The organism is Variovorax sp. dw_308, from assembly GCF_019207085.1.
In the GTDB taxonomy this organism is placed as follows: domain Bacteria; phylum Pseudomonadota; class Gammaproteobacteria; order Burkholderiales; family Burkholderiaceae_C; genus Variovorax.
Genome location: NZ_JAATOM010000006.1, coordinates 82,023 through 107,141, shown reverse-complemented (window position 1 = coordinate 107,141; position 25,119 = coordinate 82,023). Strand labels below are relative to the sequence as shown.

The window sequence follows — 25,119 nt, the reverse complement described above, 5'->3', positions numbered from 1 at the left end:
GAAAAGCCAGCTTCTGAAAAGAAGTGAAGCGCTGAAGATGGAAGTGCGGGAATGCTGGCGATAGCCGGCGTTCTTGCAAAAGCGTCTGACAACAGGGTCCGGGCGCTTCTGCAAGAAGTTATTTACGCAGTTTTTTGTTGAAGTAAGTGCCCGGTGGGCCCTGAACACGGTTTGGCGAGAGCCAGTGCAAGTTTGAGATCTTGAAGGAATCGAAAAATGGCTGAAGTGCAAGGCAAGATTGTTCAATGTATCGGCGCCGTGGTCGACGTGGAGTTCCCGCGCGACCAGATGCCGAAAATCTATGACGCCCTGAAGTTCGCAGGCAGTGCGCTGACACTCGAAGTGCAGCAGCAGCTCGGCGACGGCGTGGTGCGTACCATTGCGCTCGGTTCGTCCGACGGCTTGCGCCGCGGCCTGATCGTGACCAACACGCAAGCCCCGATCACGGTGCCCGTGGGCAAGGGCACCCTCGGCCGCATCATGGATGTGCTCGGCGCGCCCATCGACGAACGTGGCCCGGTCGACCAGACGCTGACCGCGTCGATCCATCGCAAGGCACCGGCGTATGACGAACTGTCGCCTTCGCAAGACCTGCTGGAAACCGGCATCAAGGTGATCGACCTTGTGTGTCCGTTCGCCAAGGGCGGCAAGGTGGGCCTGTTCGGTGGCGCCGGCGTGGGCAAGACCGTGAACATGATGGAACTCATCAACAACATCGCCAAGGCTCACTCGGGTCTGTCGGTGTTCGCGGGTGTGGGTGAACGGACCCGCGAAGGCAACGACTTCTATCACGAGATGGCCGACTCCGGCGTCGTGAACCTGGAGAACCTGGCCGAGTCCAAGGTGGCCATGGTCTACGGCCAGATGAACGAACCCCCGGGCAACCGTCTGCGCGTGGCGCTGACCGGCCTGACCATTGCCGAGTCGTTCCGCGACGAAGGCCGTGACGTGCTGTTCTTCGTGGACAACATCTACCGCTACACGCTGGCCGGTACCGAAGTGTCGGCGCTGCTGGGCCGCATGCCTTCCGCCGTGGGCTACCAGCCGACGCTGGCCGAGGAAATGGGCCGCCTGCAAGAGCGGATCACGTCGACCAAGGTCGGCTCGATCACCTCGATCCAGGCCGTGTACGTGCCAGCCGACGACTTGACCGACCCGTCGCCCGCCACGACCTTCGCCCACCTGGATTCCACCGTGGTGCTGTCGCGTGACATCGCTTCGCTGGGTATCTACCCGGCCGTGGACCCGCTGGACTCGACCTCGCGCCAGCTCGACCCGAACGTGGTCGGCGAAGAGCACTACAACGTGGCCCGCGCCGTGCAAGGCACGCTGCAGCGCTACAAGGAACTGCGCGACATCATCGCGATTCTGGGCATGGACGAACTGGCACCGGACGACAAGCTGGCCGTGGCCCGCGCCCGGAAGATTCAGCGTTTCTTGTCGCAGCCGTTCCATGTGGCCGAAGTGTTCACCGGCTCGCCTGGCAAGTACGTGCCGCTGGCCGAAACCATCCGCGGCTTCAAGATGATCGTGAACGGCGAAGCCGACCACCTGCCGGAACAAGCGTTCTACATGGTGGGCGGTATCGACGAGGCTTTCGAGAAGGCGAAGAAGGTCGCGTAAAGCGGCGCATTCGACCGTCTGGCGTCGTTGCCGTGCTCGCCGTACTGTTGTACGGCTCCGCGCGGCGCCTAACCAGACGGCTGACTGCTTGCTTTCCGCACCCTTCTTCAATAAGGCAAAGGACAACCAATGGCAAACACCATTCATGTGGACGTGGTCAGCGCGGAAGAGCAGATCTTCTCGGGCGAGGCCAAGTTCGTCGCGCTGCCCGGTGAAGCCGGCGAGCTCGGCATCTATCCGCGCCACACGCCGCTGATCACGCGCATCCGCCCCGGCGCGGTGCGCATCGAGACCGCCGAGGGCGGCGAAGAGTTCGTGTTCGTCGCCGGCGGCATCCTGGAAGTGCAGCCGACTTCTGTCACCGTGCTGTCCGACACCGCGATCCGCGGCAAGGACCTGGATGAAGAGAAGGCGAACAAGTCCAAGGCCGCGGCCGAAGAGGCGTTGAAGAACGCGAAGAGCGACATCGACATCGCCATGGCGCAGTCGGAACTGGCCGTTATGGCCGCGCAGATCGCAGCGTTGCGCAAGTACCGCCAATCCAAGTAAGCGCAAGATTCGCGCTTTTCGCAAGGCCGCCTTCGGGCGGCTTTTTCACGTCTGGGTGACGGCTGGCGAGCATCGGTGCCCAGGGAGGCATCGATGAAAACAAGACACGGGGCTATTGCACCGGTGTGCGCGGCAACGTGGGTAAAACGTGCTGCACAGCCGAACTCCCCGGCGACGAATGATCTTCAGACTGAAATAGACCAAAGATAGGCCTTGCCCGGCTGAAGCCAAGCTCCTAGTATCCGCCTTCGCCCGGCACGCAGATGCCGTGCAAGAACAACGACGGAGACAAGGTGCTGCTGATGCGCTGGAGCGGGGTCACTGCCGATGAAATGCAGTTGCTGGAGGCGGCCTTCTGGTCGGCCGGTGGCTCGCGGCATGGCATGGCGGAACGCCTCGGCTTCTCCAAGAGCAAGACCAATACGCTGATCGCTGGCCTGATCGACCAGGGCATGCTGGCCGAGTACGGCCTGCAGCCTTCGTCGGGCGGCCGCCGTGCGGAAAACCTCCAGCTCAACGCCGGCCTCGGTGCGCTCATTGGTGTGGACATCGGCGCGACCAGCCTGGACGTGGCGATCCTGCGTCCCGACCTCACGCTGCTGGCGCAGCACGGCGAATCCGCAGACGTGCGGCAGGGGCCCGGCGTGGTGCTGGCGCGGGTGCGCACGCTGATGCGGGAGCTGCTGGCGCAAGCCGGGCTCACGGCCAGGGATGTGCTGGGCGTCGGCATCGGGGTGCCGGGGCCGGTGAACTTCGCGATCGGGCAACTGGTCAGCCCGCCGCTGATGCCGGCCTGGGACAGCTTCTCGATCCGCGACTACCTGCGCGAGGAATATGCCGCGCCGGTGTTCGTCGACAACGACGTCAACTTGATGGCGCTCGGCGAGTTGTGGCGGTTGCGCCGCTCGCTGAGCAATTTCCTGGTGATCAAGGTGGGTACGGGCATCGGTTGCGGCATCGTCTGCCATGGCGAGGTGTACCGCGGCGCCGCGGGTTCGGCCGGCGACGTGGGCCACATCTGCGTGGACCAGGAAGGGCCGCGTTGCCACTGTGGCAACGTGGGTTGCGTGGAAGCGATGGCGGCGGGACCGGCCATTACGCGCATGGCGGTCGAGGCGGCCCAGGCGGGCGAGAGCGCGGCGCTGGCCGCCTGCCTGCGCGAGAAAGGGCGCATCGAGGCCACCGATGTCGGCGAGGCGAGCCGCGCGGGGGATGCCGCAGCGAACGGCATCATCCAGCGTGCCGGCAACCTGATCGGTCAGATGCTGGCGTCGGTCGTCAACTTCTTCAATCCTTCGCATGTGTTCATCGGCGGCGGCATCACCGGCATCGGACCGCTGTTCCTGGCGGCCGTGCGGCAGAGCGTGTACCAGCGCTCGCTCGCGCTGTCGACGCGGCACCTGGAGATCCAGTACACGCCGCTGGGCATGCAGGGCGGCGTGATCGGGGCCGGGGTGCTCGCGTTGCATGAGACCTTGAAGGTTCGCGGGGTGGCGCCATGACCAATCGCTGCGCGTGCGGGCCCTTGGCCGCGGGAGCAATCGCATGAACGCCGTCGTTTCGCCGCAAACCGTGAAGCGCAGTGTCGCGGTCGAGTTCACCGACATCGTCAAGGCCTTCGGACCGGTGCAGGTGCTGCATGGCGTGAGCTTCTCGCTTGCGCCGGGGCGCGTGTACGGGCTGCTGGGCGAGAACGGCGCGGGCAAGTCCACGATGATGAAGATCCTCGCCGGCTACGAGCAACCCACCGCCGGCAGCGTGAGCGTCAACGGCGCGGTTCAGCACTTCGCCAACTCGCGCGACGCCGAGGCGCTGGGCATCGTGCTGATCCACCAGGAGTTCAACCTGGCGGAAGACCTCAGCGTGGCGCAGAACATCTTTCTCGGCCACGAGAAGAAGAAGGGGTTCTGGCTCGACGACGCCGCGATGGAGCGCGAGTCCTCGGCGGCGCTGGCCGAGGTCGGGCTGAAGATCGACCCGCGCACAAAGGTGCGGCGCCTCATCGTCGCGGAGAAGCAGCTGGTCGAGATTGCCAAGGCGATCGCCAGACACGCGCGGCTGTTGATCATGGACGAGCCGACCGCCACGCTCACGCCGGGGGAGACCGAGCGCCTGTTCAAGCTCATCGCGCAGTTGCGCGCGGACGGCGTGACCATCGTCTACATCTCGCACAAGCTCGACGAAGTGGAGCGCGTGACGGACGAGGTGATCGTGATGCGCGATGGCCGCTTCGTGGCGCGGGCGCCGACGGCCGATCTCACGCGGCAACAGATGGCGAACCTCATGGTCGGACGCGAGCTGGCCGATCTCTTTCCGCCGCGCGACCTGGTGGCGCACGACGCCCCGCCCGCGATGCAGGTACGCGACTTCAGCGTGCCCGGATGGGCGCGGGAGGCGAGCTTCGAGGTGCGGCCGGGCGAGATCCTGGGCTTTGCCGGGCTGGTGGGCGCGGGGCGCACGGAACTGTTCGAAGGCCTGATGGGCCTGCGCCCGTCGAGCGGCGACGTGCAGATCCTCGGCAAGCCGGTGCGCCTGCGCAATCCGCGCGATGCGGCGCGGCACGGCTTCACCTACCTGAGCGAGGACCGCAAGGGCAAGGGCCTGCACGTGAACTTCGGGCTGCGCCAGAACCTCACGCTGATGGCGCTGGAGCAATACGCCCGCCCATGGCTGCGGCCCGATGCGGAACGCGCGGCGCTCGGCCAGGCGGTGAAGGACTACGGCATCCGCACCGGAACGCTGGAGGCGAAGGCGTCGTCGCTGTCGGGCGGCAACCAGCAGAAGCTCGCGCTGGCCAAGGTGCTGCAGCCGAAGCCGAGGATCGTGGTGCTCGACGAACCGACGCGCGGCGTCGACGTCGGCGCCAAGCGCGACATCTATTTCCTGATCCAGCGACTGGCCCGCGAAGGGCTCGCCGTGATCGTCGTCTCGTCGGAGTTGATGGAACTGATCGGCCTGTGCCACCGCGTCGCGGTGATGCGCGCGGGCCGGATCGTCGCCACGCTGGACGCGGACCATCTCACCGAAGAGGAGCTGATCGCTCATGCCACCGGAACAAACTAAAGAGTCCGAGGGCGCCCAGCACCGCGCCGAGGCCAAGCCGCGCTGGACCGAGCACCTGCGCGGCATCGGGCCGGTCGCGGGGCTGGTGCTGCTCTGCATCGCCGGCACGCTGCTCAACAGCGACTTCGCGACGCCAGATAACGTGATGAACGTGCTCACCCGCACGGCCTTCATCGGGATCATCGCGGTGGGCATGTGCTTCGTGATCATCTCGGGCGGCATCGACTTGTCGGTGGGCTCGATGGCGGCGCTGATCGCGGGGAGCGTGATCATGTTCATCAATTGGGCGGGACCGGCGACGGGCTCGCCGCTGATGGCGGTGGTGCTGGGCGCGGGGCTGGCGGTGGTGCTGGGTGCGCTGTTCGGGCTGACGCACGGGCTGCTGATCACCAAGGGGCGGATCGAGCCCTTCATCGTGACGCTGGGCACGCTGGGGATCTTTCGGGCATACCTCACGTACTTTGCGAACGGCGGCGCGCTGACGCTGGACAACGATCTGTCGGACCTCTACGCGCCGGTCTATTACGCGAGCCTCGCGGGGATTCCGATTCCGGTGTGGGTGTTCGTCATCGTCGCGGTGGTGGGCGCGCTGATCCTCAACCGCACGGCCTATGGGCGCTACGTGCAGGCGATCGGGTCCAACGAGCAGGTGGCGCGCTACGCCGCCGTGGACGTGGACCGGGTGAAGATCCTGACCTACGTGCTGCTCGGCGTCTGCGTGGGTGTTGCGACGCTGCTTTACGTGCCGCGCCTGGGCTCCGCATCGCCGACCACCGGCCTGCTGTGGGAGTTGGAAGCCATCGCGGCCGTGATCGTCGGCGGCACCGCGCTCAAGGGCGGCGCGGGCAGCATCACCGGGACGGTGATCGGCGCGATCCTGCTCTCGGTCATCAGCAACATCCTGAACCTCACCAGCATCATCAGCGTGTACCTCAACGCGGCGGTGCAGGGCTTCGTGATCATCATCGTCGCGTTCCTGCAGCGCGGTCGTCGCTAGTTCGTTCCCGTCGTTCCAACCACCCCTAGGAGACATCCCGCATGACATCCATCACCCGTCGCATCGCACTCACCGCCGTCGCGGCCGCTGCGTTCGCCAGCCTGCCGGCGCTGGCCGCCGAGAAGGTCAATCTCGGCGTGTCGATCCCGGCCGCCACGCACAGCTTCATGGGCGGCATCAACTACTGGGCCAACCAGGCGAAGAAGGACCTGGAGAAGGCCAACCCGGACCTGAAGATCACGATCAAGACGGCGGCCAACGCCGGCGAGCAGGCGAACCAGCTGCAGGACCTGTCGACCGTGACCAAGATCAACGCGCTGGTCGTGTTCCCGTTCGAATCGGCCGCGCTGACCAAGCCGGTGGCGCAGGTGAAGGCCAAGGGCGCCTACGTGACGGTGGTCGACCGCGGCCTGACCGACACCAGTGCGCAAGACGCCTACGTGGCCGGCGACAACACGGCCTTCGGCAAGATCCCGGCCGAGTACATCGTCAAGCAGCTGGGCGGCAAGGGCAACGTGGTGGCGCTGCGCGGCATCGCGACCACGCTCGACAACGAACGCATGGACGCCTTCAACTCGGTACTCAAGGGCAGCCCCGACGTGAAGCTGCTCGACGCCAAGTACGCCAACTGGAATCGCGACGATGCCTTCAAGGTGACGCAGGACTACCTCACGCGCTTCAAGAGCATCGACGCGATCTGGGCCGCCGACGACGACATGGCGGTGGGCGTGCTGAAGGCCATCGAACAGGCAAAGCGCGACGACATCAAGGTCATCTTCGGCGGCGCCGGTGCGAAGGACATGGTCAAGACCATCATGGACGGCAAGGACAAGCGCATCACGGCCGACGTGAGCTACTCGCCGAAGTTCATCTACGACGCCATCAAGCTCACGGCCGAAGCGCGGCTGAAGGGCGAGAAGCTGCCGGCGACCACGATCATTCCGTCGGTGCTGATCACGAAGGACAACGCGAAGGAGTTCTACCACCCCGATTCGCCGTTCTGAGCGATCGCTCCCCGGTATTGCTCCCTCTCCCGGAGGGAGAGGGGCCAGACAACTTCCAGACCTTGGGCCCATCCATGAGCACTTCAACTTCCCCGCGCAAGCTGCGCTATGCCATGGTCGGCGGCGGGCGCGATGCCTTCATCGGCGCGGTCCATCGCCATGCGATCGCGCTGGACGGGCAGGCCGAGTTCGTGGCGGGCGCGTTGTCCTCCACGCCGGACAAGGCGCGCGCCTCCGGCCGCGACTTGCTGCTGGCCGACGACCGCAACCACGCCGACTGGCAATCGTTGCTCGCCGACGAACTGAAGCGCCCGGCCGACCGACGCATCGACTTCGTGGCGATCGTCACGCCCAACCATGTGCACTACCCTGTGGCGCAGGCTTTCGTCGACGCGGGCTTTCACGTGGTGTGCGACAAGCCGCTGGTGCACACCTGCGCGCAGGCCGATGCGCTCGTGGCGGCGGTGCAAAGGCAGGGAACGGTCTTCGGCGTGACCTACAACTACACCGGCTATCCGATGGTGCGGCAGGCCCGCGCGATGGTGCAGGCCGGCAAGATCGGCGAGGTGCGCAAGGTCGTCGTCGAATACAACCAGGGCTGGCTGGCATCGCACCTGGAAGGCACCGGCAACAAGCAGGCCGACTGGCGCACCGACCCGGCGCGCAGCGGCGCGGCGGGGGCCATCGGCGACATCGGCTCGCACGCCGAGAACCTCGTCGCCACGGTGACCGGGCTGGAGATCGAAAGCCTCTGCGCCGACCTCACGCGCTTCGTGCCGGGCCGCGCGCTGGACGACGACGGCAGCCTGTTGCTGCGCTTCAAGGGCGGCGCGCGCGGCGTGCTGATCGCCTCGCAGATCAACGCCGGGCTCGAGAACGACCTGCGGCTGCGCGTGTCGGGCTCGCTCGGCACGCTGGTCTGGCGACAGGAGCAGCCGAGCCGGCTCGAGCACCTGTCGCACGACGGACCGCTGCGTATCTACACGCGCGGCGCGCCGTGGCTGCATCCGGCGGCGCAGCGCGCAAGCCGCATTCCCGCCGGGCATCCGGAAGGCTTCATCGAGGCCTTTGCCAATGTGTATGGCGGGGTCGTCGCCGACATCCGCGCCAGGCTGGACGGCAGCCAGGCCGACCCGCTGGTCGCCGACTATCCACACGTGGAAGACGGTGCGCGCGGCGTGCGCTTCATCGAGCGCACGGTGGCGTCCGCGGCGAGCGAGGCCAAGTGGACACCCTGGGCCGGCTGAACCGCCGCATCCGCTGAGGTGCGCTGTGGCACGTGGCCACTGCGGCGGGCGGGCGTATGCCGATTGCGCTATATCGGTGCGCGGCGCGGGGCTGTACAAGCCCAGCATGCTTGCGCCTTCCCCGTTCCCGACCCTGAAAAAGCCGCTGACTTGCGTCGCGCTCTGCCTGCTCTGCGGCAGCGCGCTTGCCGCTTCGCCCACCGACTATCCGCCGCGCAAGCCCGGGCTCTGGGAGATGAGCTTGCAGACCGGTGGGGCCACCGGCGCGAAGACGCTCGCGGCGCACGTCACCCAGCAATGCATCGACACCGCGAGCGACAAGGCGATGCGCGAGATGGGCATGGGCATCGGCGAGAAGATGTGCAGCAAGCAGGAAATGCGGGCCGAGGGCGGCGGCTTCGTCGTCGATTCGGTGTGCCGCATCGACCTGGGCAGCGGCACCGCCAGCACCGCGACCACGCACGGCGTGATCAGCGGCGACTTTGGTTCCGCCTACCGCATGGTCATGCGTTCCACCTACGACCCGCCGATGATGGGCCGGACCCAGGGCGAGACCGTCATGGAAGCCAAGTGGCTCGGCCCCTGCAAGGCCGGCCAGAAGCCAGGCGACATGGTCATGCCGGGCGGGCAGACGATGAACGTGCTGGAAATGATGAAGCAGCAGCCGAAGAAGTAACGAGGCCGCGCCCGTATTCCGCTCAACCCATCAGGCTGACGTGGGCAGACACCACCCGCCAGCCTTCGGGCATGCGCACCCAGGTCTGGCTTTGCCGGCCGATGCGGTCGCTGCCGGCGCGCCTGAACTCGACGTTGGTCACGGCGAAGTCCTGGCCGAAGCTGGTGACCGAGGTGGCGGTGATCTCGCGTTCGAGGTTGACCGCCGGACGGCCCTTGCGGAAATCGCGGATCGCGTCGTAGCCGTAGAGGTTCTCGCTCGCGCCATAGCGCAGCGTGTGGGGGGAGTTCCAGAACAGCATGTCGAGCACGGGCACGTCATTGCTCACGAGCGCTTGCTGGTATTGCGCGAAGACGGCTTCGACTTCGGCGAGGACGTCGGGGAGATTGATGGCGGTCATGGCGGCAGCGTAGTGCAAGTTGCATGCCGAATGGCTTCGCCACGTCGCCGATCCATCGGCGGTAGCGCTAACGCGTCGGTAGAATCGCAAGAATGAGCAGTTCCGCCAGCCCCACACGACGTCCTCGGCGCGGCAGCGGCGCCGTCACCCTGCATGACGTGGCCAAGCTGGCCGGCGTGGCGCCGATCACCGCCTCGCGGGCCTTGAGCAAGCCTTCGCAGGTGTCCGCGGACGTGCTGCGCAAGGTGACCGATGCGGTGAGCCGCACCGGATATGTGCGCAACGTGCTGGCCGGCGGCCTGGCGTCGGCGCGCAGCCGGCTGGTGGCCGCGGTGGTTCCGACCATCTCCGGGCCGGTGTTCCAGCAGACGGTGCAGGCGCTCACCGATGCGCTGGCGGCGCACGGCTACCAACTGATGCTCGGCCAGAGCGGGTACGTCGATTCACGCGAGGACGCGCTGCTCGAAGCCATCATCGGGCGGCGGCCCGACGGCATCGTCCTGACCGGCATCGTGCATTCGGCCGAGGGGCGCAAGCGGCTGATGGCCGCGGGCATTCCGGTGGTGGAGACCTGGGACCTGACGCCCACGCCGCTCGACATGCTGGTGGGCTTCTCCCACGCCGAGGTAGGGCGCGCGGTGGCCGGATTCCTCGTTGCGAAGGGGCGCCAGTCGCTGGCGGTGGTGGCTGGCGATGACGAGCGTTCGATCCGGCGGCTGGCCGCCTTCCAGGAAGCGGCCCAGGCCGCCGGCCGGGGCGAGGTGCCGGTGGTGCGGATGCCCGCGCCGACCACGCTCAAGAGCGGCCGGATCGCGCTGGGCGAGTTGCTGGCACGCAGCCCCTCCGTCGACGCGGTGTTCTGCAGTTCCGACCTGCTCGCGCTCGGCGTGATGACAGAGGCGCAGTCGCGCGGCATCGCGGTGCCCGGCCGGCTGGCCGTGGTCGGCTTCGGTGACCTGGAGTTCTCGGCCGACCTGCATCCCGCGCTGACCACGGTCCGCATCGATGGCACCGCGATAGGGCGCCAGGCCGCCCAGTTCATCGTCGACCGGGCCGAAGGGCACGAGATCGCGCAGCGGGTGGTCGACGTCGGTTTTTCCATCGTCGAGCGCGAAAGCGCCTGAGTCTCCTTCAACCAGGTGACCGAAGGACTTGACGGCATGGACGGTAGCGCTATCATTCAATCCTCAACAAATAGATAGCGCTACCAAACCGAGGATCGGCGCGAATTTCCAGGAGACAAGCTCATGAAGCAAGCAATCGCGGCGCTCGCCATCGGCGTGGCAACCGCCACGGGCGCCTTCGCCCAGGCCTGGCCCAGCAAGCCGGTGACCATCGTCGTGCCATTCCCGGCCGGCGGCTCGACCGACATGGTGGGCCGCGCGATCGGCACCAGGCTCGGCGCGAAGTTCGGCCAGTCCTTCGTGGTCGACAACAGGGCCGGCGCGACCGGCACCATCGGCGCCACGCAGGTCAAGCGCGCCGCGCCCGACGGCTACACCTTCCTCGTGACCTCGCTGGGCCCGCTGGTGATCGCGCCGCACCTGATCAAGGGCATGCAGTACGACGCGCTCAAGGACTTCGACCCGATCACCGTCGCCGTGCAGGCGCCCAACGTGCTGGTGGTGCCGGCCAATTCGGCGATGAACAGCGTGGCCGACGTCATCGCCAACGAGAAAAAGAACCCCGGCAAGATGACCTTCGCCTCGTCGGGCAACGGCTCCAGCGACCACCTCACGGCGGAGGTGTTCTGGCAGCAGACCGGCACGACTGGCCTGCACGTGCCGTACAAGGGCGGGGCGCCGGCCATCACCGACCTGCTGGGCGGCCAGGTCGATGCGTCGTTCCAGAACGTCAACGCCGTCGTGCAGAACATCAAGGCCGGCAAGCTCAAGGCGCTGGCCGTCACGGGCGACAAGCGCTCGCCGGTGCTGCCCGACGTGCCGACCCTCGGCGAAGCGGGCGTGAAGGGCGTCGACGTCTATTCCTGGCAGGCGTTGGTCGCGCCCAAGGGACTGCCGGCGGACATCAAGGCGCAGATGCACGAAGCCACTGTCGCCGCGCTCAACGATCCGGGCGTGAAGCAGCAGTTCTCGGCCATCGGGCTCGAGGTCGTCGCCAACACGCCGGCGCAGTTCGCCACGTTTCAGCAGGCCGAGTACGCGCGCTGGAAGAAGGTGATCGAGATCGGAAAGATCACGGCGGATTGAGTGTTGCTCCGCCCCAGCTTGGCCTCACTGCGCGTGGAGCGCCCACCCCCACCGGAGGCGACACCGACGGGTCGGCAACGCCGGCTCCGCAGTTGCGCTTGGCTCGTCCCCAAGTCGCCGCGCACTTCGCGTATCTGCTCCCACCCCGTACCGGGGGCGACACCGGTCGCCCGGCAAGCCGGTCCCCGGGGAGTCTCACGAATCTTGATTGCGCTCGTCGAGATGCGCTTGCCCGACGAATCTGATTGCGCTTGATTCGGGCTCCCATTACTGTCACACCCCCACGTAGAACCATGAACGCACCCGCTTCCTCAGCCACCCCCGTCATCACCGAGTTGCGCGTGATTCCCGTCGCGGGCCGCGACAGCATGTTGCTCAACCTGAGCGGCGCGCACGGGCCGTTCTTCACGCGCAATCTGCTGATCCTCACCGACAGCTCGGGCAACACCGGCGTCGGTGAAGTGCCGGGTGGCGAGAAGATCCGGCAGACGCTGGAGGACGCGCGCGAGTTGATCGTCGGCCAGCCGCTCGGCTCGCAGCAACGGCTGGTGCAGGAGGTGCAGCAGAAGTTCGCCGACCGCGACAGCGGCGGGCGCGGCTTGCAGACCTTTGACCTGCGCATCGCGATCCACGCGGTGACGGCCATCGAGTCGGCGCTGCTCGACCTTCTGGGCAAGCACCTCGGCGTGCCGGTCGCGGCGCTGCTCGGCGAAGGCCAGCAGCGCGAGGCGGTCGAGATGCTCGGCTACCTGTTCTACGTCGGCGACAAGGCGAAGACCGACCTGCCCTATGCCAGCGACCCGGGCGCGGACAACGACTGGCTCCGCCTGCGCCATGAAGCGGCCATGACGCCCGACGCCATCGTCAAGCTGGCAGAGGCCGCCCACGCGCGCTACGGCTTCAACGACTTCAAGCTGAAGGGCGGGACGCTGCGTGCGGAAGAAGAGATCGAGGCCATCGTCGCGTTGCACGAGCGTTTTCCGCAGGCACGCGTCACGCTGGACCCGAACGGCGGCTGGCTGCTGAAGGACGCGATCCGCCTGATGCGCGACATGCGCGGCGTGGTCGCCTATGCCGAGGACCCTTGCGGCGCCGAGGATGGCTTTTCGGGCCGCGAAGTGATGGCCGAGTTCCGCCGCGCCACCGGCCTGCCGACGGCCACCAACATGATCGCCACCGACTGGCGACAGCTCAGCCATGCGCTGGCGCTGCAATCGGTCGACATCCCGTTGGCCGACCCGCACTTCTGGACCATGGCCGGCTCGGTGCGCGTGGCGCAGACCTGCCGCGACTGGGGCCTGACCTGGGGCTCGCATTCGAACAACCACTTCGACGTTTCGCTGGCCATGTTCACCCACGTCGGCGCTGCCGCGCCCGGTCGCGTCACCGCGATCGACACGCACTGGATCTGGCAGGACGGCCAGCGCCTGACCAAGGAGCCGCTGCAGATCGTCGGTGGCCTGGTGCAGGTGCCGAAGAAGCCGGGCCTGGGCGTCGAGCTCGATATGGTGGAGGTCGAGAAGGCGCACCAGCTCTACAAGGCACACGGGCTCGGGTCGCGCGATGATGCGATCGCCATGCAGTTCCTCGTGCCGGGCTGGAAGTTCGATCCGAAACGCCCCGCGCTCGACCGCTGAACTGATTTCAACCCCGACACAACCACGAGAAGGTTCGCCATGAGAGAAAACCGCTTGCGCACACTCTGGAAATCCGGCGGCGCCGCCATCAACGGATGGCTGGCCATTGCCAACAGCTTTTCCGCCGAGACGATGGCGCACCAGGGATGGGACTCGCTGACCATCGACCTGCAGCACGGCGTGGTCGACTACCAGGCCATGATCCCGATGCTGCAGGCGATCTCCACCACCGACACCGTGCCTGTCGTGCGCGTGCCCTGGCTGGACCCGAGCGCGCTCATGAAGACGCTGGATGCCGGCGCGATGGCCGTCATCTGCCCGATGATCAGCACGCGCGAAGAGGCGCAGAAGCTGGTCGCCTACACCCACTACGCGCCGCGCGGCACGCGGAGCTTCGGCCCGATCCGCGCGCTGCTCTACGGCGGCGCCGACTATGCCTCGCATGCCAACGACACCATCGTCACCTTCGCCATGATCGAGACCGCGCAGGCGCTCGACAACCTCGACGCGATCATGTCGGTCGAAGGGCTCGATGCGGTCTACATCGGGCCGTCGGACCTGTCGCTGGCCCTGGGCTGCCGGCCGGTGTTCGACGACGTGGACCCGAAGGCGCAGGAAGCCATCGACCACATCCTCGAACGCGCCAAGGCCCACGGCCTGGTCGCAGGCATCCACAACGGCACGCCCGAAGGCGCGATGAGCCGCATCGCCAAGGGCTTCCAGTTCGTCACCGTCAGCTCGGACGCGCGGCTCATGGCTGCGGGCTCGCAGGCGGTCTTGTCGAAGATGCGCGCCGAGCCGGTCGTCGCAACCTCGTCCGGCTCCTCCACTTACTGAACCCAGAAGGAACAACACATCATGAAGATCGGTTTCATCGGCCTCGGCATCATGGGCGCGCCCATGGCCATGCACCTCGTCAACGCCGGCCACCAGCTCTACTACGTCAAGCGCAGCAAGGTGAATGCGGAGATCGCGGCGAGCAACGCCGTGGCCTGCGCCTCCGCCAGGGAAGTCGCGCAGCAGGCCGAGGTCATCATCCTGATGGTGCCGGACACGCCCGACGTGCAGGCGGTGCTGTTCGGCGAGGGCGGCGTGGCCGAGGGCCTGTCGAAGGGCAAGACGGTGATCGACATGAGCAGCATCTCGCCGATCGAGACCAAGGCCTTCGCGAAGAAGATCGCCGATCTGGGCTGCGACTACCTCGACGCGCCGGTCTCCGGTGGCGAAGTGGGCGCCAAGGCCGCGAGCCTGACCATCATGGTCGGCGGCACCGAGGAAGCCTTTGCCAAGGCCAAGCCGCTGTTCGAGCTGATGGGCAAGAACATCACGCACGTCGGCGGCGTCGGCGACGGGCAGACCACCAAGGTGGCCAACCAGATCATCGTGGCGCTGAACATCGCCGCCGTGGGCGAGGCATTGCTGTTCGCGAGCAAGGCCGGCGCCGACCCGGCGAAGGTGCGGCAGGCGCTGATGGGCGGCTTTGCCTCGTCGCGCATCCTCGAAGTGCACGGCGAACGCATGATCAAGCGCACCTTCAATCCGGGTTTCCGCATCGCGCTGCACCAGAAGGACCTGGCCCTCGCGCTGTCGGGTGCCAAGGCCATCGGCGTCGCATTGCCGCAGACGGCTTCCGCCGCGCAACTCATGGGCGCCTGCGCCGCCAACGGCTGGGACCAGCTCGACCATTCGGCGCTGGTCAAGGCGCTGGAACTGATGGCTTCGCACGAGGTCGCGCAAGGCTGAGCCGCGAAGACCTGCAAGCGCCCGCCGGGTGGGCGGGTTTCCCTCGAAAAACAAGACGGAGACAGACAAATGCAAGATGACACTGGCCTTCAGGCGCGCCGCGGCTTCCTCAAGTCGGCGGCCGGCGCGGGACTCGCGGCGCTGGGCGGCCTGGCCGGCGCGCAGTCCTTCGACTTCAAGCCGGCGCAACGGTACCCCGACCCGGCGGTGCTGATCCTCGACCCGAGCTTTGCCAAGTACCGGCTCTACAGCAGCACGGTCGAGCAGGTCGGCACCGGCATGCGCTGGGCGGAGGGCCCGGTGTACTTCCCGGAAGGCGGCTACCTCCTGTGCAGCGACATCCCGAACAACCGCCTCATGAAGTTCGACGAGAAGACGGGCAAGTTCAGCGTGCACAAGGAGAACGTCAACTATGCCAACGGCAACACGCGCGACCGACAGGGCCGCCTGGTCACCTGCGAGCACTCGGTGACGCGGCGCATCGTGCGCACCGAGAAGAATGGCCAGGTGACGGTGCTGGCCGACAAGTTCGAGGGCAAGCGCCTCAACGCGCCGAACGACATCGTGGTGAAGTCCGACGACACCATCTGGTTCACCGATCCGATCTTCGGCATCGGTGGCGAGTGGGAGGGTGCGCGCGGTACATCCGAGCAGGCCACGACCAACGTCTATCGCCTCGCACCAGACGGCAACCTGACGGCCGTCATCACCGACCTGCTGAATCCGAACGGCATCGCCTTCTCGCCCGACGAGAAGAAGCTTTACGTGGTCGAGTGGAAGGGCACGCCCAACCGCAGCATCTGGAGCTATGACGTGGGCGCCGACGGCAGCGTGTCGGGCAAGACCAAGCTGATCGACGCGGGCGGCCCGGCGTCCATCGACGGCTTCCGTGTCGACCGCGACGGCAACCTCTGGTGCGGCTGGGGCTACACCGGCGCCTTCGCGCCCGAGGCCACCGACGTGCCCGGCGGCATGAAGGCGCACCAGCCGCTGGCCAGGCCGGAAGACATGGACGGCGTGAAGGTGTTCAGCCCGCAAGGCAAGCCGATCGGCTTCATCCGCCTGCCCGAACGCTGCGCCAACCTGGAGTTTGGCGGGCCCAAGCGCAACCGGCTGTACATGGCGAGCAGCCATTCGCTGTACGCGCTCTACGTGGAGTCGCACGGGGCGGTTTGAGACGCCTTAAAACCGACGCAGCCGTTACAGTTCACCGTGGTGAACAACGGTGAAAGGAGTCGGCGTGAAGAAGTGGTTCGTGTCGATGTGCCTGGCTTGCGCCGGGGTGGGCGCATGCGCTGAAACCGCATGGTTCACCGTGGTGGGCAATCCGCAATCGCCCGACGTGGACACGGTGCAGGTCGATCCCGTGGCCCTGACGCTGCCCAGCGGCGTGAAGAACATGTACATGCGGGTCAACCGGTCGAAGCGCCGGCTCAACTGGGACAAGCTGCCCTACCGTTCCTACGAGGCCCGGGTCGCCTTCGATTGCCGCGCGAACAAGGCCAGCTACATCATCGCGACCTTCTACCCCGAGCCCTTGTGGACCGGCCTGCCGGCCATCACCACCGACTACACGACCGAGCCGAAGCCGATGCAGTTCCTCGACGTCGAGCCGAACCCGACCGACCGCATCATTCGGGCGGCCTGCCGCAGCGGCCCGACGTAGTCCGCTGCCCACAGCGCTTCGCGGCGCCCCGTTCCGTGCGCGCACGCGTGCGGCGGCCTACGATGGCACGCCATGACCGAGCCGATGACCGAGCCGATAACGGAGCCGATGTCCGAGCCAACCGCACCATCCGGCAGTTCCGCCTCGCGTCCCGGCGACCTCGTCGTCGCGCGGCCCGAGGGCCTGTACTGCCCGCCCGGCGATTTCTACATCGACCCCTGGCGTCCGGTCGGGCGCGCCGTCATCACGCATGCGCACTCCGACCATGCGCGCGTCGGCCACGGGCACTACCTCGCGCAGGCCGACAGCGAAGGCACGCTGCGCACGCGACTCGGCGCCGACATCCAGTTGCAGACGCTGGCCTACGGCGAGACCATCGAGCACCACGGCGTGCGCGTGTCGCTGCATCCGGCCGGCCACGTACTGGGCTCGGCGCAGGTGCGACTTGAACATGGCGGTCGCGTGTGGGTGGCGTCCGGCGACTACAAGACCGAGCCCGACGGCACCTGCCCGCCGTTCGAGCCGGTGCCCTGCGACACCTTCATCACCGAATCCACCTTCGGCCTGCCGATCTACCGTTGGCCGACGCAAGCCGTGCTGTTCGCCGAGATCGACGACTGGTGGCGGCGCAATGCGGAGGAGGGCCGGGCGTCGGTGCTGTTCTGCTATGCCTTCGGCAAGGCGCAGCGCATCCTGCATGGGGTGGACGCGTCAATCGGGCCGATCGTCGTGCATGGCGCGGTCGAACCGCTGAACGCGGTGTACCGCGCGGCCGGCGTGGCGCTGCCGCCGACGGTGCGCGTGACCGACGTGGGCGTCGATGCGGCGATGCTCAAGCGTGCACTGGTGCTGGCGCCGCCGTCGGCGCAGGGCACGCCGTGGATGCGGCGCTTCGGCAACTATGCGGATGCGTTTGCCAGCGGCTGGATGCAGTTGCGCGGGACGCGGCGCCGGCGCGGCGTCGACCGCGGCTTCGTGATGAGCGACCACGCCGACTGGCCCGGCTTGCAGCTGGCCATCGCCGGCACCGGCGCCGAGCGCGTGCTGGTGACGCACGGCAGCGTCGCGGTGATGGTGCGCTGGCTCTGCGAGAACGGGCTCGATGCGCAAGGCTTCAAGACCGAGTACGGCGATGAAGACGTGGCGGACCGGGCGGAGGCGGCATTGGGATCGGGATCGGGAGCGGGAGCGGACTTGGCCGTACGCGAAGGACGCGAAGGTTCCGCGAAGGACGCGAAAGAACAGCCATGAAAAGGTTTGCGGCGCTGTATCGCGAACTGGACGCGACGACGTCGAGCCTTGGCAAGCAGGCCGCGCTGCAGCGCTACCTGCGCGTCGCGCCACCGCAGGACGCGGCCTGGGCCGTGTACTTCCTCGCGGGCGGCAAGCCGCGCCAGCTCGTGCCGGTGAAGCTGCTGCGCCTGCTCGCGCAGGAGGCGGCCGGCCTGCCGGAGTGGCTCTTCGACGAAAGCTACGAGGCGGTGGGCGACCTGGCCGAAACCATCGCGTTGCTGCTGCCGCCACCCTCGGAACAACACGACCTCGGCCTGGCGACCTGGGTCGAGCAACACCTGCTGCCGCTGCGCAAGACCGCGCCGGAGCAACTCGCCGACACGCTGCGCGCGCAGTGGCGACAACTCGCGCCGGACGAGCGGCTGGTGTACTTCAAGCTCATCACCGGCGCCTTCCGCGTCGGCGTGTCGAAGCTGCAGGTGACGCAGGCGCTGGCGGCAGTGGGCGGCATCGATGCCAAGCGCGTCGCGCAGCGGCTGATGGGCTACACGCACATCGGCGGGCAGCCGACCGCGAAGGACTATGCGGCGCTGATTGCAGCCGAGAGCGACGGCGAACAGAACCAGAAGACCAGCGGCCAGCCCTATCCCTTCTTCCTCGCGCATCCCTTCAACGTGGGTATCGAGCAGTTCGACGCACTGCTCGGGCCGCCCGCCGACTGGATCGTCGAATGGAAATGGGACGGCATCCGCGCGCAGCTTGTGAAGCGTGCCGGCGCGGTGTGGCTGTGGTCGCGCGGCGAGGAACTGGTGACGGACCGCTTCCCGGAACTCGCGACCATGGGCGAGGCATTGCCCGATGGCACCGTGCTGGACGGGGAGATCGTCGTCTGGCGCGGCGATGAGACTTCGCCCGCGGGCGAAGGTCGCGTGCAGCCCTTTGCGGAGTTGCAGCGCCGCATCGGCCGCAAGACGCTGGGCGCCAAGCTGCTGCGCGAGATACCCGTGGTGCTGCTCGCTTACGACCTGCTCGAATGGCAGGGCCGGGACCTGCGCGCGCTGCCGCAGGACGAGCGCCGCGCATTGTTCGATGAACTGGTCGCGCAGCTGCGGCATCCGCAACTCATCGCGAGCCCGATGCTCACCGGCGCGACCTGGGCCGACCTGGCCCGCCAACGCGAGGCCGCGCGCCAGATGGGCGTCGAAGGGATGATGCTGAAGCAGCGCCGCGCCGCGTATGGCGTGGGCCGCACCAAGGACGTCGGTACCTGGTGGAAGTGGAAGATCGATCCGCTCAGCATCGACGCGGTGCTGATCTATGCGCAGCGCGGCCACGGGCGTCGCGCGAGCCTCTACAGCGACTACACCTTCGCGGTGTGGGACGCAGCGCCGGGGCAGGAGGACCGCAAGCTGGTGCCGTTTGCCAAGGCGTACTCGGGCTTGACCGATGCGGAGATGGGCCGCGTCGATGCGGTCATCCGCAAGACCACCGTCGAGAGCTTCGGCCCGGTGCGCAGCGTGCGGCCGACGCTTGTGTTCGAGCTGGGGTTCGAAGGCATCGCGCGCAGCACGCGGCACAAGAGCGGCATCGCGGTGCGCTTTCCGCGCATGCTGCGGTGGCGGGAAGACAAGCCGGTGGAGGAGGCGGACACGCTCGACACGCTGGCTGCGTTGCTGCCGCCTGTTGCGGGAGCGGACACGGGCGCGGGCATGGGTACGGGCATGGGTACGGGCACACGTCGGCGTGGCGCCGTGCAATCCGCGGACGATTCTCCCGATCCCGGGCTGTTGCCGGAGGACGAAGGGGCCTCGCCGTGAAGCAGGCCGATCTGCTCGCATGGCTTGCCTCGCGTGGCTGGAAGCCCTTCAAGTTCCAGCGCGAGGTATGGAAGGCAATCGCCGATGGACGCTCGGGCCTGCTGCATGCGACCACTGGGGCGGGCAAGACGTATGCGGTGTGGCTGGGCGCGCTGAAGGCTTTCGGCAAGGCGCCCGCTGCACGGCCGTCCGTAGCGGGCACTGAATCAGCAGCCGCAGCCGCAACCGCAACCGCAACCGCAACCGCAACCGCAACCGCAACCGCAACCGCAACCGCCAGAAAATCAGCGCCACCCCTCGCGGTGCTCTGGCTCACCCCCATGCGCGCCCTCGCCGCCGACACGCTGCGCGCCCTGCAGCAACCGCTCGAAGCGCTCCAACCCGACTGGACCTCCGGCGCCCGCAGCGGCGACACGCCCTCCGGCGAGCGCAGCGCGCAGAACACGCGCCTGCCGACCGTGCTCGTCACCACGCCCGAAAGCCTCTCCGTCCTGCTCTCCCGCGCCGACGCCAGGGACGTGCTCGACACCGTGCGGATGGTCGTCGTCGACGAGTGGCACGAGCTGCTCGGCAACAAGCGCGGCGTCCAGGTGCAGCTGGCGCTCGCGCGCCTGCGCCGCTGGAATCCGGCGCTGTGCGTGTGGGGCATGTCGGCCACGCTCGGCAACCTGCCCGCGGCCATGCGCACCCTGCTCGCCGGCCAAGAAGGCGTGATGGTGCAGGGCGAGGTGCCGAAGGACCTGGTCATCGATTCCCTGTTGCCCGGCCGTGCCGAGCGCTTCCCCTGGGGCGGCCACTTGGGCCTGACGATGCTGCCGCAGGTCATCGACGAGATAGCAGGAAGCAGCACCACGCTGGTCTTCACCAACACGCGCTCGCAGTCGGAGATCTGGTACCAGGCCATGCTCGAAGCCAGGCCCGAATGGGCCGGCGTGATCGCGCTGCACCATGGCTCGCTCGACCGTGCGGTGCGCGAGTGGGTCGAGGCCGGCCTGAAGAAGGGCGAGCTGCGCGCCGTGGTCTGCACCTCGAGCCTCGACCTGGGCGTGGACTTCCTGCCGGTCGAGCGCGTGCTGCAGATCGGTTCGCCCAAGGGCGTCGCGCGCCTGCTGCAGCGGGCGGGGCGCTCCGGCCACGCGCCCGGTCGTCCGTCGCGCATCACGCTGGTGCCGACGCACAGCATCGAGATGGTCGAGGGCGCCGCCGCGCGCGCCGCCATCGCGGCCGGCCACATCGAGGCGCGCAGCACGCCGATCCAGCCGCTCGACGTGCTGGTGCAGCACCTGGTCACCGTGGCACTCGGCGGCGGCTTCAGGCCCGACGAGCTGTACGACGAAGTGCGCGAGACGGCGGCCTACGAACACCTCGGTCGCGAAAGTTGGGACTGGTGCCTGTCCTTCGTCGCGCAAGGCGGTCCGTCGCTCGCGGCCTACCCCGACTACCGCCGCGCCGTGCCCGACGCCGAAGGCATCTGGCGCGTGCCCGACACGCGGCTGGCGCGGCGTCATCGCATGAACATCGGCACCATCGTCAGCGACGCGAGCATGGCGGTGCAGTACGTCGGCGGGGCGAAGATCGGCAGCGTGGAGGAGGGATTCGTCGCACGCATGAAGCCGGGCGACTGCTTCCTGTTCGGTGGCAGGCTGCTGGAGCTGGTGCGCATCCGCGAGATGACCGCCTGGGTGCGCCGCGCATCAGGCAAGCGGCCGGCGGTGCCGCGCTGGAACGGTGGCCGCATGCCGTTGACCACGACGCTGGCCGATGCGGTCGTGCAGCAACTGGCGCTTGCCGGCGAGGGCCGCTACGAGTCGCCCGAGTTGCAATGCGTGCGCCCGCTGCTGGAGCTTCAGCAGCAGTGGTCGGCGCTGCCCACGCCGCAGACCCTGCTGGCGGAGTTGCTCAAGACGCGCGAGGGCTGGCACCTCTTCCTCTACCCGTTCGCTGGAAGGCAGGTCCACATGGGCCTGGCCAACCTGATCGCCTGGCGCGTGGCGCAACTGGCGCCGCGCACCTTCTCGATCGCCGTCAACGACTACGGCTTCGAGCTGCTGAGTGCCACCGAAGTCGACTGGCCGGCGTTGCTGCCGCAGGTGCTGCAGGCGCGCGATGAAAGCACGCTGCTGCACGAGGTGCTGGAGAGCCTCAACGCGACCGAACTCGCCCGGCGCCGCTTCCGCGAGATCGCGCGCGTGTCGGGCCTGATCTTCCAGGGCTACCCCGGCGAGAAGCGCAGCAACAAGCAACTGCAGGCTTCGTCATCGCTGTTCTGGGAGGTGTTTCGCAAGTACGACCCGCAGAACATGTTGCTGCTGCAGGCCGAGCAGGAACTGCTGGCGCAGGAACTCGAAATCACCCGCCTGCGCGCCAGCCTCGCGCGCATCGCGACGCAGCAACTGGTGGTGAAGACGCTGGCGCGGCCCACGCCCTTCTCGTTCCCGCTGATGGTCGAGCTGTTCCGCGAGAAGCTCACCAACGAGAGCGTCGCCGACCGCATCGCGCGCATGGTCGAGCAGTTGGAGAAGGCCGCCGGCGGGGCGGTGCCGATGGGGGATGTGGAGCGTGTGAAGAAGACGCTGGCGTTCGGGCAGGAGAACGTGTCGGCGGGAGGTGGCGAGCGCGCGGGAAGGGGGCGCCGGGAGCGCAAGGTCTCGCGGCCGCTGCCGCCGTTGTGAGCGCGACGACACGCCTCCGAATGCATGCTTTCTTCCGCGTTGTCCCGGCAACTGTCCAGGGCGTATAAACAGCGGATGGACGACACGATCGATCTGCACAGGGAAGTCAACGCATTCTTCGACGCATTCGTCGTCGCCTTCAGCACTTTCGACGGCCGCCAGGTGGCGCGGCTGTATCGCGCGCCCTTTCTTGCCGTGCAAAGCGATGGCAGCGCGGTCTGCTTTCAGACGCAAGCGGAAGTCGAGGCGTACTTCCAGATGATGGTGGAGGACTACAGCGGCAAGGGTTGCCATTCGGGCCGCTTCGACGACCTGGTCGTGACGCCGCTCGGCAGCCAGGCCGTGGTGGCCAGCGTCACTTGGCACATCGGCGGCGTGAATGGGGAAACGCTCGCCACCTGGCGCGAGTCGTACAACCTGGTGCGCCTGGATGGCGTGCTGTACGTGGTCGCGTCCGTCGACCATGCCCGGTAGCCCCCTCAGCGCCCCCGGTTCGCCTTCACCCAGCGCACGATATCCGCCGCACCGATCGCGCCGGCCTGGCGCGCCACCTCGCGGCCGCCGCGAAAGAGGGCCAGCGTGGGAATGCTGCGGATGTTGAAGCGCGCACCCAGGTTCGGCACGGCCTCGGTGTCGACCTTGGCCACGCGCACATGCGGCTCCAGTTGCGCCGCGGCCTGCTCATAGCCCGGCGCCATCTGCCGGCATGGCCCGCACCAGGGCGCCCAGAAATCGACCAGCACAGGGATTTCGTTGCGCGCGACGTGGCGGTCGAACGCCGCTTCGTCCAGCGCGGCCGAATGCGCCGTGAACAGCGGCTTGTGGCAGTTGCCGCAATCGGGCGCGCTGCCCAGTTGCGCCTCGCGCACGCGGTTGGTGGTGTGGCAGTGCGGGCAGACGATGTGGAGTGACGGCGATTCGGTCATGGGCCGGAACTGGGGGCGGATTGGCGCAGTGCAAGGCTCAGGCGGTCCTGGGCGGAATCGCGTACGTGCCGACCACATGCGCGACCGGCTCCTCCAGTCCTTCGGAATAGAGGCTCACCTCGCCCACCGCCAGCGTCCGGCCCAGCTTGATGAGCTTGCACTCGCCAATGATGGCCCGGTCAGCCGATGGCTTGCGCAGGAAGTTGATGTTGAGGCTGGTGGTGACCGCCAGTGGGACGATGCCGATCTCCCCCAGCAGGGCCACGTACAGCGCCACGTCCGCGACGGTCATGAGCACCGGGCCGGCGACCGTGCCGCCCGGCCGCAGTTCGGCGATACCGACTTCGTGTCGGATGGTCGCGGCCTTGTCGCCCACGGAGAGCACGGTGCACTTGGATTGCGGAAACTCGGCGGCCAGGAAACTGGCGATCTCGCTCGCTAATGGCATGAAGGTCCTTCGGAAATCGCTGCCATCCTAACCAGCGCCCGGCCTTGGCTCGACGTGGCCGTCGTGCCCGTCGTGACGCTGCGCCCGTCGCTCGCGGGCTCAATTGCCTCAGCTGCCGGCGTCCTTCGGCGGATTCCGGGTGAACCACTCGGCAATGCCCGGCATCATGGGCTCGAAGGGATCGCCCACGCGCAGGCTCATGGCGCCTTCGATGACGTAGAACAGGTCGTCCTCGTCGTGCGAATGGGCGCCGGGCCCCTGCGTCGTCGGCTCGAGCCACCATTCCGAGACCGAGTAGCGCGACGCGGTTTCCGCTTCGTCGGCCTTGAACACGGCCGAGATCCGGCCCATCGGATAGGCGCGGCCCTCGCCAGGGGCCAGGACGACGGGCTTGCGCGGCGATGCAACTGGCTGGCTCATGCGGCTTCCTCTCGCTCGGTTGATCTTCAGGCGGTGGGCGCTGGACTGCTCGGATGGATCTACTGCCGCGGGCGGGCGCTGTCAAGCGTCCTTCGTGCGCCTTTACCTTGAAGTGTCCGGGCGCGTCGGTGCCGCGCGCCAATGCGCTCGCCTACAGCGGCGGCCGTCGCTGGTCGATCCACATTTGCACCGTGGGCCGGAGCCATTGGTGCGCCGCATACGTTTCGAGCCGCCGGGGCACCGGCTCGCCGCTCAGGATGAGCCGGTTCAGCATCAGTGCAAGGTCGACATCGGCGATGGACCATTGGCCGAACAGGTGCTTGGCGCCTTCCTGCAACAGGTTCTGCGCGGCCGCGCAGAGCTTGGCCGCGGCCTCTTGTGCAGTCGCGGAAAGCGCCGGCGGCCGGGCGCCGTAGAACAGGACTTCCGTGGGCCGCTCCTGCCGCAGCGGCATCAGGTCGCTGCGCAGCCATGCCTGGACTTGCCGCGCCCGCGCCTTGTCGCGCGGCTGCGTGGGATACAGCGGATGGCCTTCGAAGACCTCGTCGATGTATTCCGTGATCGCCGACGACTCCGACAACGCAAAGCCGTCGTGAACCAGGGCAGGCACGCGGCGCGTGAGCGACAGCGCCGCGAAAACCGCGGCATGCTGCTCACCGGCGCCGAGGTCCACGGTCGCCATCTCGAAGGCCAGCGCCTTTTCATGAAGCGCGACGAAAACGGACATCGCGTACGGGCTCGCGAACTGCGCATCGACGTGGAGACACAGGGAGGTCATGGATGGAGCG

Annotated in this window: 23 protein-coding genes and 1 pseudogene; 19 read left to right on the top strand and 5 right to left on the bottom strand. The window is 67.6% G+C overall.

Features of this window, described 5'->3' with window-relative positions; genetic code table 11:
• Nucleotides 1-216 precede the first annotated feature (216 nt).
• The 8 genes from atpD to HCU76_RS14545 all read left to right on the top strand — a co-directional run bounded on the left by atpD (nucleotide 217) and on the right by HCU76_RS14545 (nucleotide 9,159).
• Nucleotides 217-1,623, top strand: a complete 1,407-nt coding sequence (gene atpD, locus HCU76_RS14580) for a F0F1 ATP synthase subunit beta (RefSeq protein WP_213958463.1) — start codon at nucleotides 217-219, stop codon at nucleotides 1,621-1,623.
• A 129-nt stretch (nucleotides 1,624-1,752) separates the two neighbouring features.
• On the top strand, nucleotides 1,753-2,172 hold the full coding sequence (locus HCU76_RS14575) for a F0F1 ATP synthase subunit epsilon (RefSeq protein ID WP_213958464.1): 420 nt from the start codon (nucleotides 1,753-1,755) through the stop codon (nucleotides 2,170-2,172).
• A 332-nt stretch (nucleotides 2,173-2,504) separates the two neighbouring features.
• Entirely contained in the window at nucleotides 2,505-3,674 is a 1,170-nt protein-coding gene (locus tag HCU76_RS14570) for an ROK family protein (protein ID WP_218509922.1), read from the top strand.
• Nucleotides 3,675-3,717: 43 nt separating this feature from the next.
• Nucleotides 3,718-5,235, top strand: coding sequence for a sugar ABC transporter ATP-binding protein (locus HCU76_RS14565; protein ID WP_218509780.1), 1,518 nt, complete (start codon nucleotides 3,718-3,720; stop codon nucleotides 5,233-5,235).
• The gene (locus HCU76_RS14560; protein WP_213958466.1) at nucleotides 5,216-6,232 is read left to right on the top strand and encodes an ABC transporter permease; all 1,017 of its coding nucleotides are present in this window, start codon (nucleotides 5,216-5,218) and stop codon (nucleotides 6,230-6,232) included. Before HCU76_RS14565 ends, HCU76_RS14560 begins: the two co-directional genes overlap by 20 nt.
• Nucleotides 6,233-6,273: 41 nt before the next feature.
• The gene (locus HCU76_RS14555) at nucleotides 6,274-7,236 is read left to right on the top strand and encodes a substrate-binding domain-containing protein (RefSeq protein ID WP_213958467.1); all 963 of its coding nucleotides are present in this window, start codon (nucleotides 6,274-6,276) and stop codon (nucleotides 7,234-7,236) included.
• 74 nt (nucleotides 7,237-7,310) lie between these two features.
• Nucleotides 7,311-8,483 carry a Gfo/Idh/MocA family protein gene (locus tag HCU76_RS14550; protein ID WP_256354191.1) on the top strand — a complete coding sequence of 391 codons (1,173 nt, stop codon included), beginning with the start codon at nucleotides 7,311-7,313 and terminating at the stop codon, nucleotides 8,481-8,483.
• 106 nt (nucleotides 8,484-8,589) lie between these two features.
• A complete protein-coding gene (locus HCU76_RS14545) occupies nucleotides 8,590-9,159 on the top strand; it encodes a DUF3617 family protein (RefSeq protein ID WP_213958468.1) in 570 nt (189 codons plus the stop codon).
• Between the two features lie 22 nt (nucleotides 9,160-9,181).
• On the opposite strand, the gene hpxZ is transcribed toward HCU76_RS14545, so the two are convergent.
• Complete coding sequence (gene hpxZ, locus HCU76_RS14540; RefSeq protein WP_213958469.1) at nucleotides 9,182-9,559, bottom strand: oxalurate catabolism protein HpxZ; 378 nt, start codon at nucleotides 9,557-9,559, stop codon at nucleotides 9,182-9,184.
• 92 nt (nucleotides 9,560-9,651) lie between these two features.
• On the opposite strand from hpxZ, the gene HCU76_RS14535 reads away from it, so the two are divergent.
• From HCU76_RS14535 to HCU76_RS14485, 11 genes and pseudogenes are all read left to right on the top strand, one after another.
• On the top strand, nucleotides 9,652-10,683 hold the full coding sequence (locus HCU76_RS14535) for a LacI family DNA-binding transcriptional regulator (protein ID WP_218509779.1): 1,032 nt from the start codon (nucleotides 9,652-9,654) through the stop codon (nucleotides 10,681-10,683).
• Between the two features lie 123 nt (nucleotides 10,684-10,806).
• Complete coding sequence (locus tag HCU76_RS14530) at nucleotides 10,807-11,769, top strand: tripartite tricarboxylate transporter substrate binding protein (protein WP_213958471.1); 963 nt, start codon at nucleotides 10,807-10,809, stop codon at nucleotides 11,767-11,769.
• 293 nt (nucleotides 11,770-12,062) lie between these two features.
• A complete protein-coding gene (gene gudD, locus HCU76_RS14525) occupies nucleotides 12,063-13,406 on the top strand; it encodes a glucarate dehydratase (RefSeq protein WP_218509778.1) in 1,344 nt (447 codons plus the stop codon).
• Nucleotides 13,407-13,445: 39 nt separating this feature from the next.
• Nucleotides 13,446-14,243 (top strand): HpcH/HpaI aldolase/citrate lyase family protein, encoded by a 798-nt coding sequence (locus HCU76_RS14520; protein WP_218509777.1) that lies wholly within the window; start codon nucleotides 13,446-13,448, stop codon nucleotides 14,241-14,243.
• Between the two features lie 18 nt (nucleotides 14,244-14,261).
• On the top strand, nucleotides 14,262-15,149 hold the full coding sequence (gene glxR / locus HCU76_RS14515; RefSeq protein ID WP_218509920.1) for a 2-hydroxy-3-oxopropionate reductase: 888 nt from the start codon (nucleotides 14,262-14,264) through the stop codon (nucleotides 15,147-15,149).
• A gap of 69 nt (nucleotides 15,150-15,218) precedes the next feature.
• A complete protein-coding gene (locus tag HCU76_RS14510; RefSeq protein ID WP_213958474.1) occupies nucleotides 15,219-16,325 on the top strand; it encodes an SMP-30/gluconolactonase/LRE family protein in 1,107 nt (368 codons plus the stop codon).
• Nucleotides 16,326-16,389: 64 nt separating this feature from the next.
• Entirely contained in the window at nucleotides 16,390-16,815 is a 426-nt protein-coding gene (locus tag HCU76_RS14505; RefSeq protein ID WP_218509776.1) for a surface-adhesin E family protein, read from the top strand.
• 108 nt (nucleotides 16,816-16,923) lie between these two features.
• Complete coding sequence (locus tag HCU76_RS14500) at nucleotides 16,924-18,066, top strand: ligase-associated DNA damage response exonuclease (protein WP_218509919.1); 1,143 nt, start codon at nucleotides 16,924-16,926, stop codon at nucleotides 18,064-18,066.
• Nucleotides 18,063-19,727: pseudogene (locus tag HCU76_RS14495) on the top strand (ATP-dependent DNA ligase); the annotation flags it as partial. The gene HCU76_RS14500 and the pseudogene HCU76_RS14495, both read left to right, overlap by 4 nt.
• A gap of 134 nt (nucleotides 19,728-19,861) precedes the next feature.
• Nucleotides 19,862-22,537: a ligase-associated DNA damage response DEXH box helicase gene (locus HCU76_RS14490; protein WP_218509774.1), complete on the top strand. Its 2,676-nt coding sequence runs from the start codon at nucleotides 19,862-19,864 to the stop codon at nucleotides 22,535-22,537.
• Nucleotides 22,538-22,612: 75 nt separating this feature from the next.
• Nucleotides 22,613-23,011, top strand: coding sequence for a DUF4440 domain-containing protein (locus HCU76_RS14485; protein WP_218509773.1), 399 nt, complete (start codon nucleotides 22,613-22,615; stop codon nucleotides 23,009-23,011).
• A 5-nt stretch (nucleotides 23,012-23,016) separates the two neighbouring features.
• Here HCU76_RS14485 and trxC read toward each other — a convergent pair whose 3' ends face one another.
• The 4 genes from trxC to yfcF all read right to left on the bottom strand — a co-directional run bounded on the left by trxC (nucleotide 23,017) and on the right by yfcF (nucleotide 25,109).
• Nucleotides 23,017-23,463 (bottom strand): thioredoxin TrxC, encoded by a 447-nt coding sequence (trxC, locus tag HCU76_RS14480; protein ID WP_218509772.1) that lies wholly within the window; start codon nucleotides 23,461-23,463, stop codon nucleotides 23,017-23,019.
• A 37-nt stretch (nucleotides 23,464-23,500) separates the two neighbouring features.
• Nucleotides 23,501-23,911, bottom strand: coding sequence for a PaaI family thioesterase (locus tag HCU76_RS14475; protein WP_218509771.1), 411 nt, complete (start codon nucleotides 23,909-23,911; stop codon nucleotides 23,501-23,503).
• A gap of 108 nt (nucleotides 23,912-24,019) precedes the next feature.
• Entirely contained in the window at nucleotides 24,020-24,331 is a 312-nt protein-coding gene (locus HCU76_RS14470; RefSeq protein ID WP_213958480.1) for a hypothetical protein, read from the bottom strand.
• 151 nt (nucleotides 24,332-24,482) lie between these two features.
• Complete coding sequence (gene yfcF / locus HCU76_RS14465) at nucleotides 24,483-25,109, bottom strand: glutathione transferase (protein ID WP_213958481.1); 627 nt, start codon at nucleotides 25,107-25,109, stop codon at nucleotides 24,483-24,485.
• Nucleotides 25,110-25,119 lie beyond the last annotated feature (10 nt).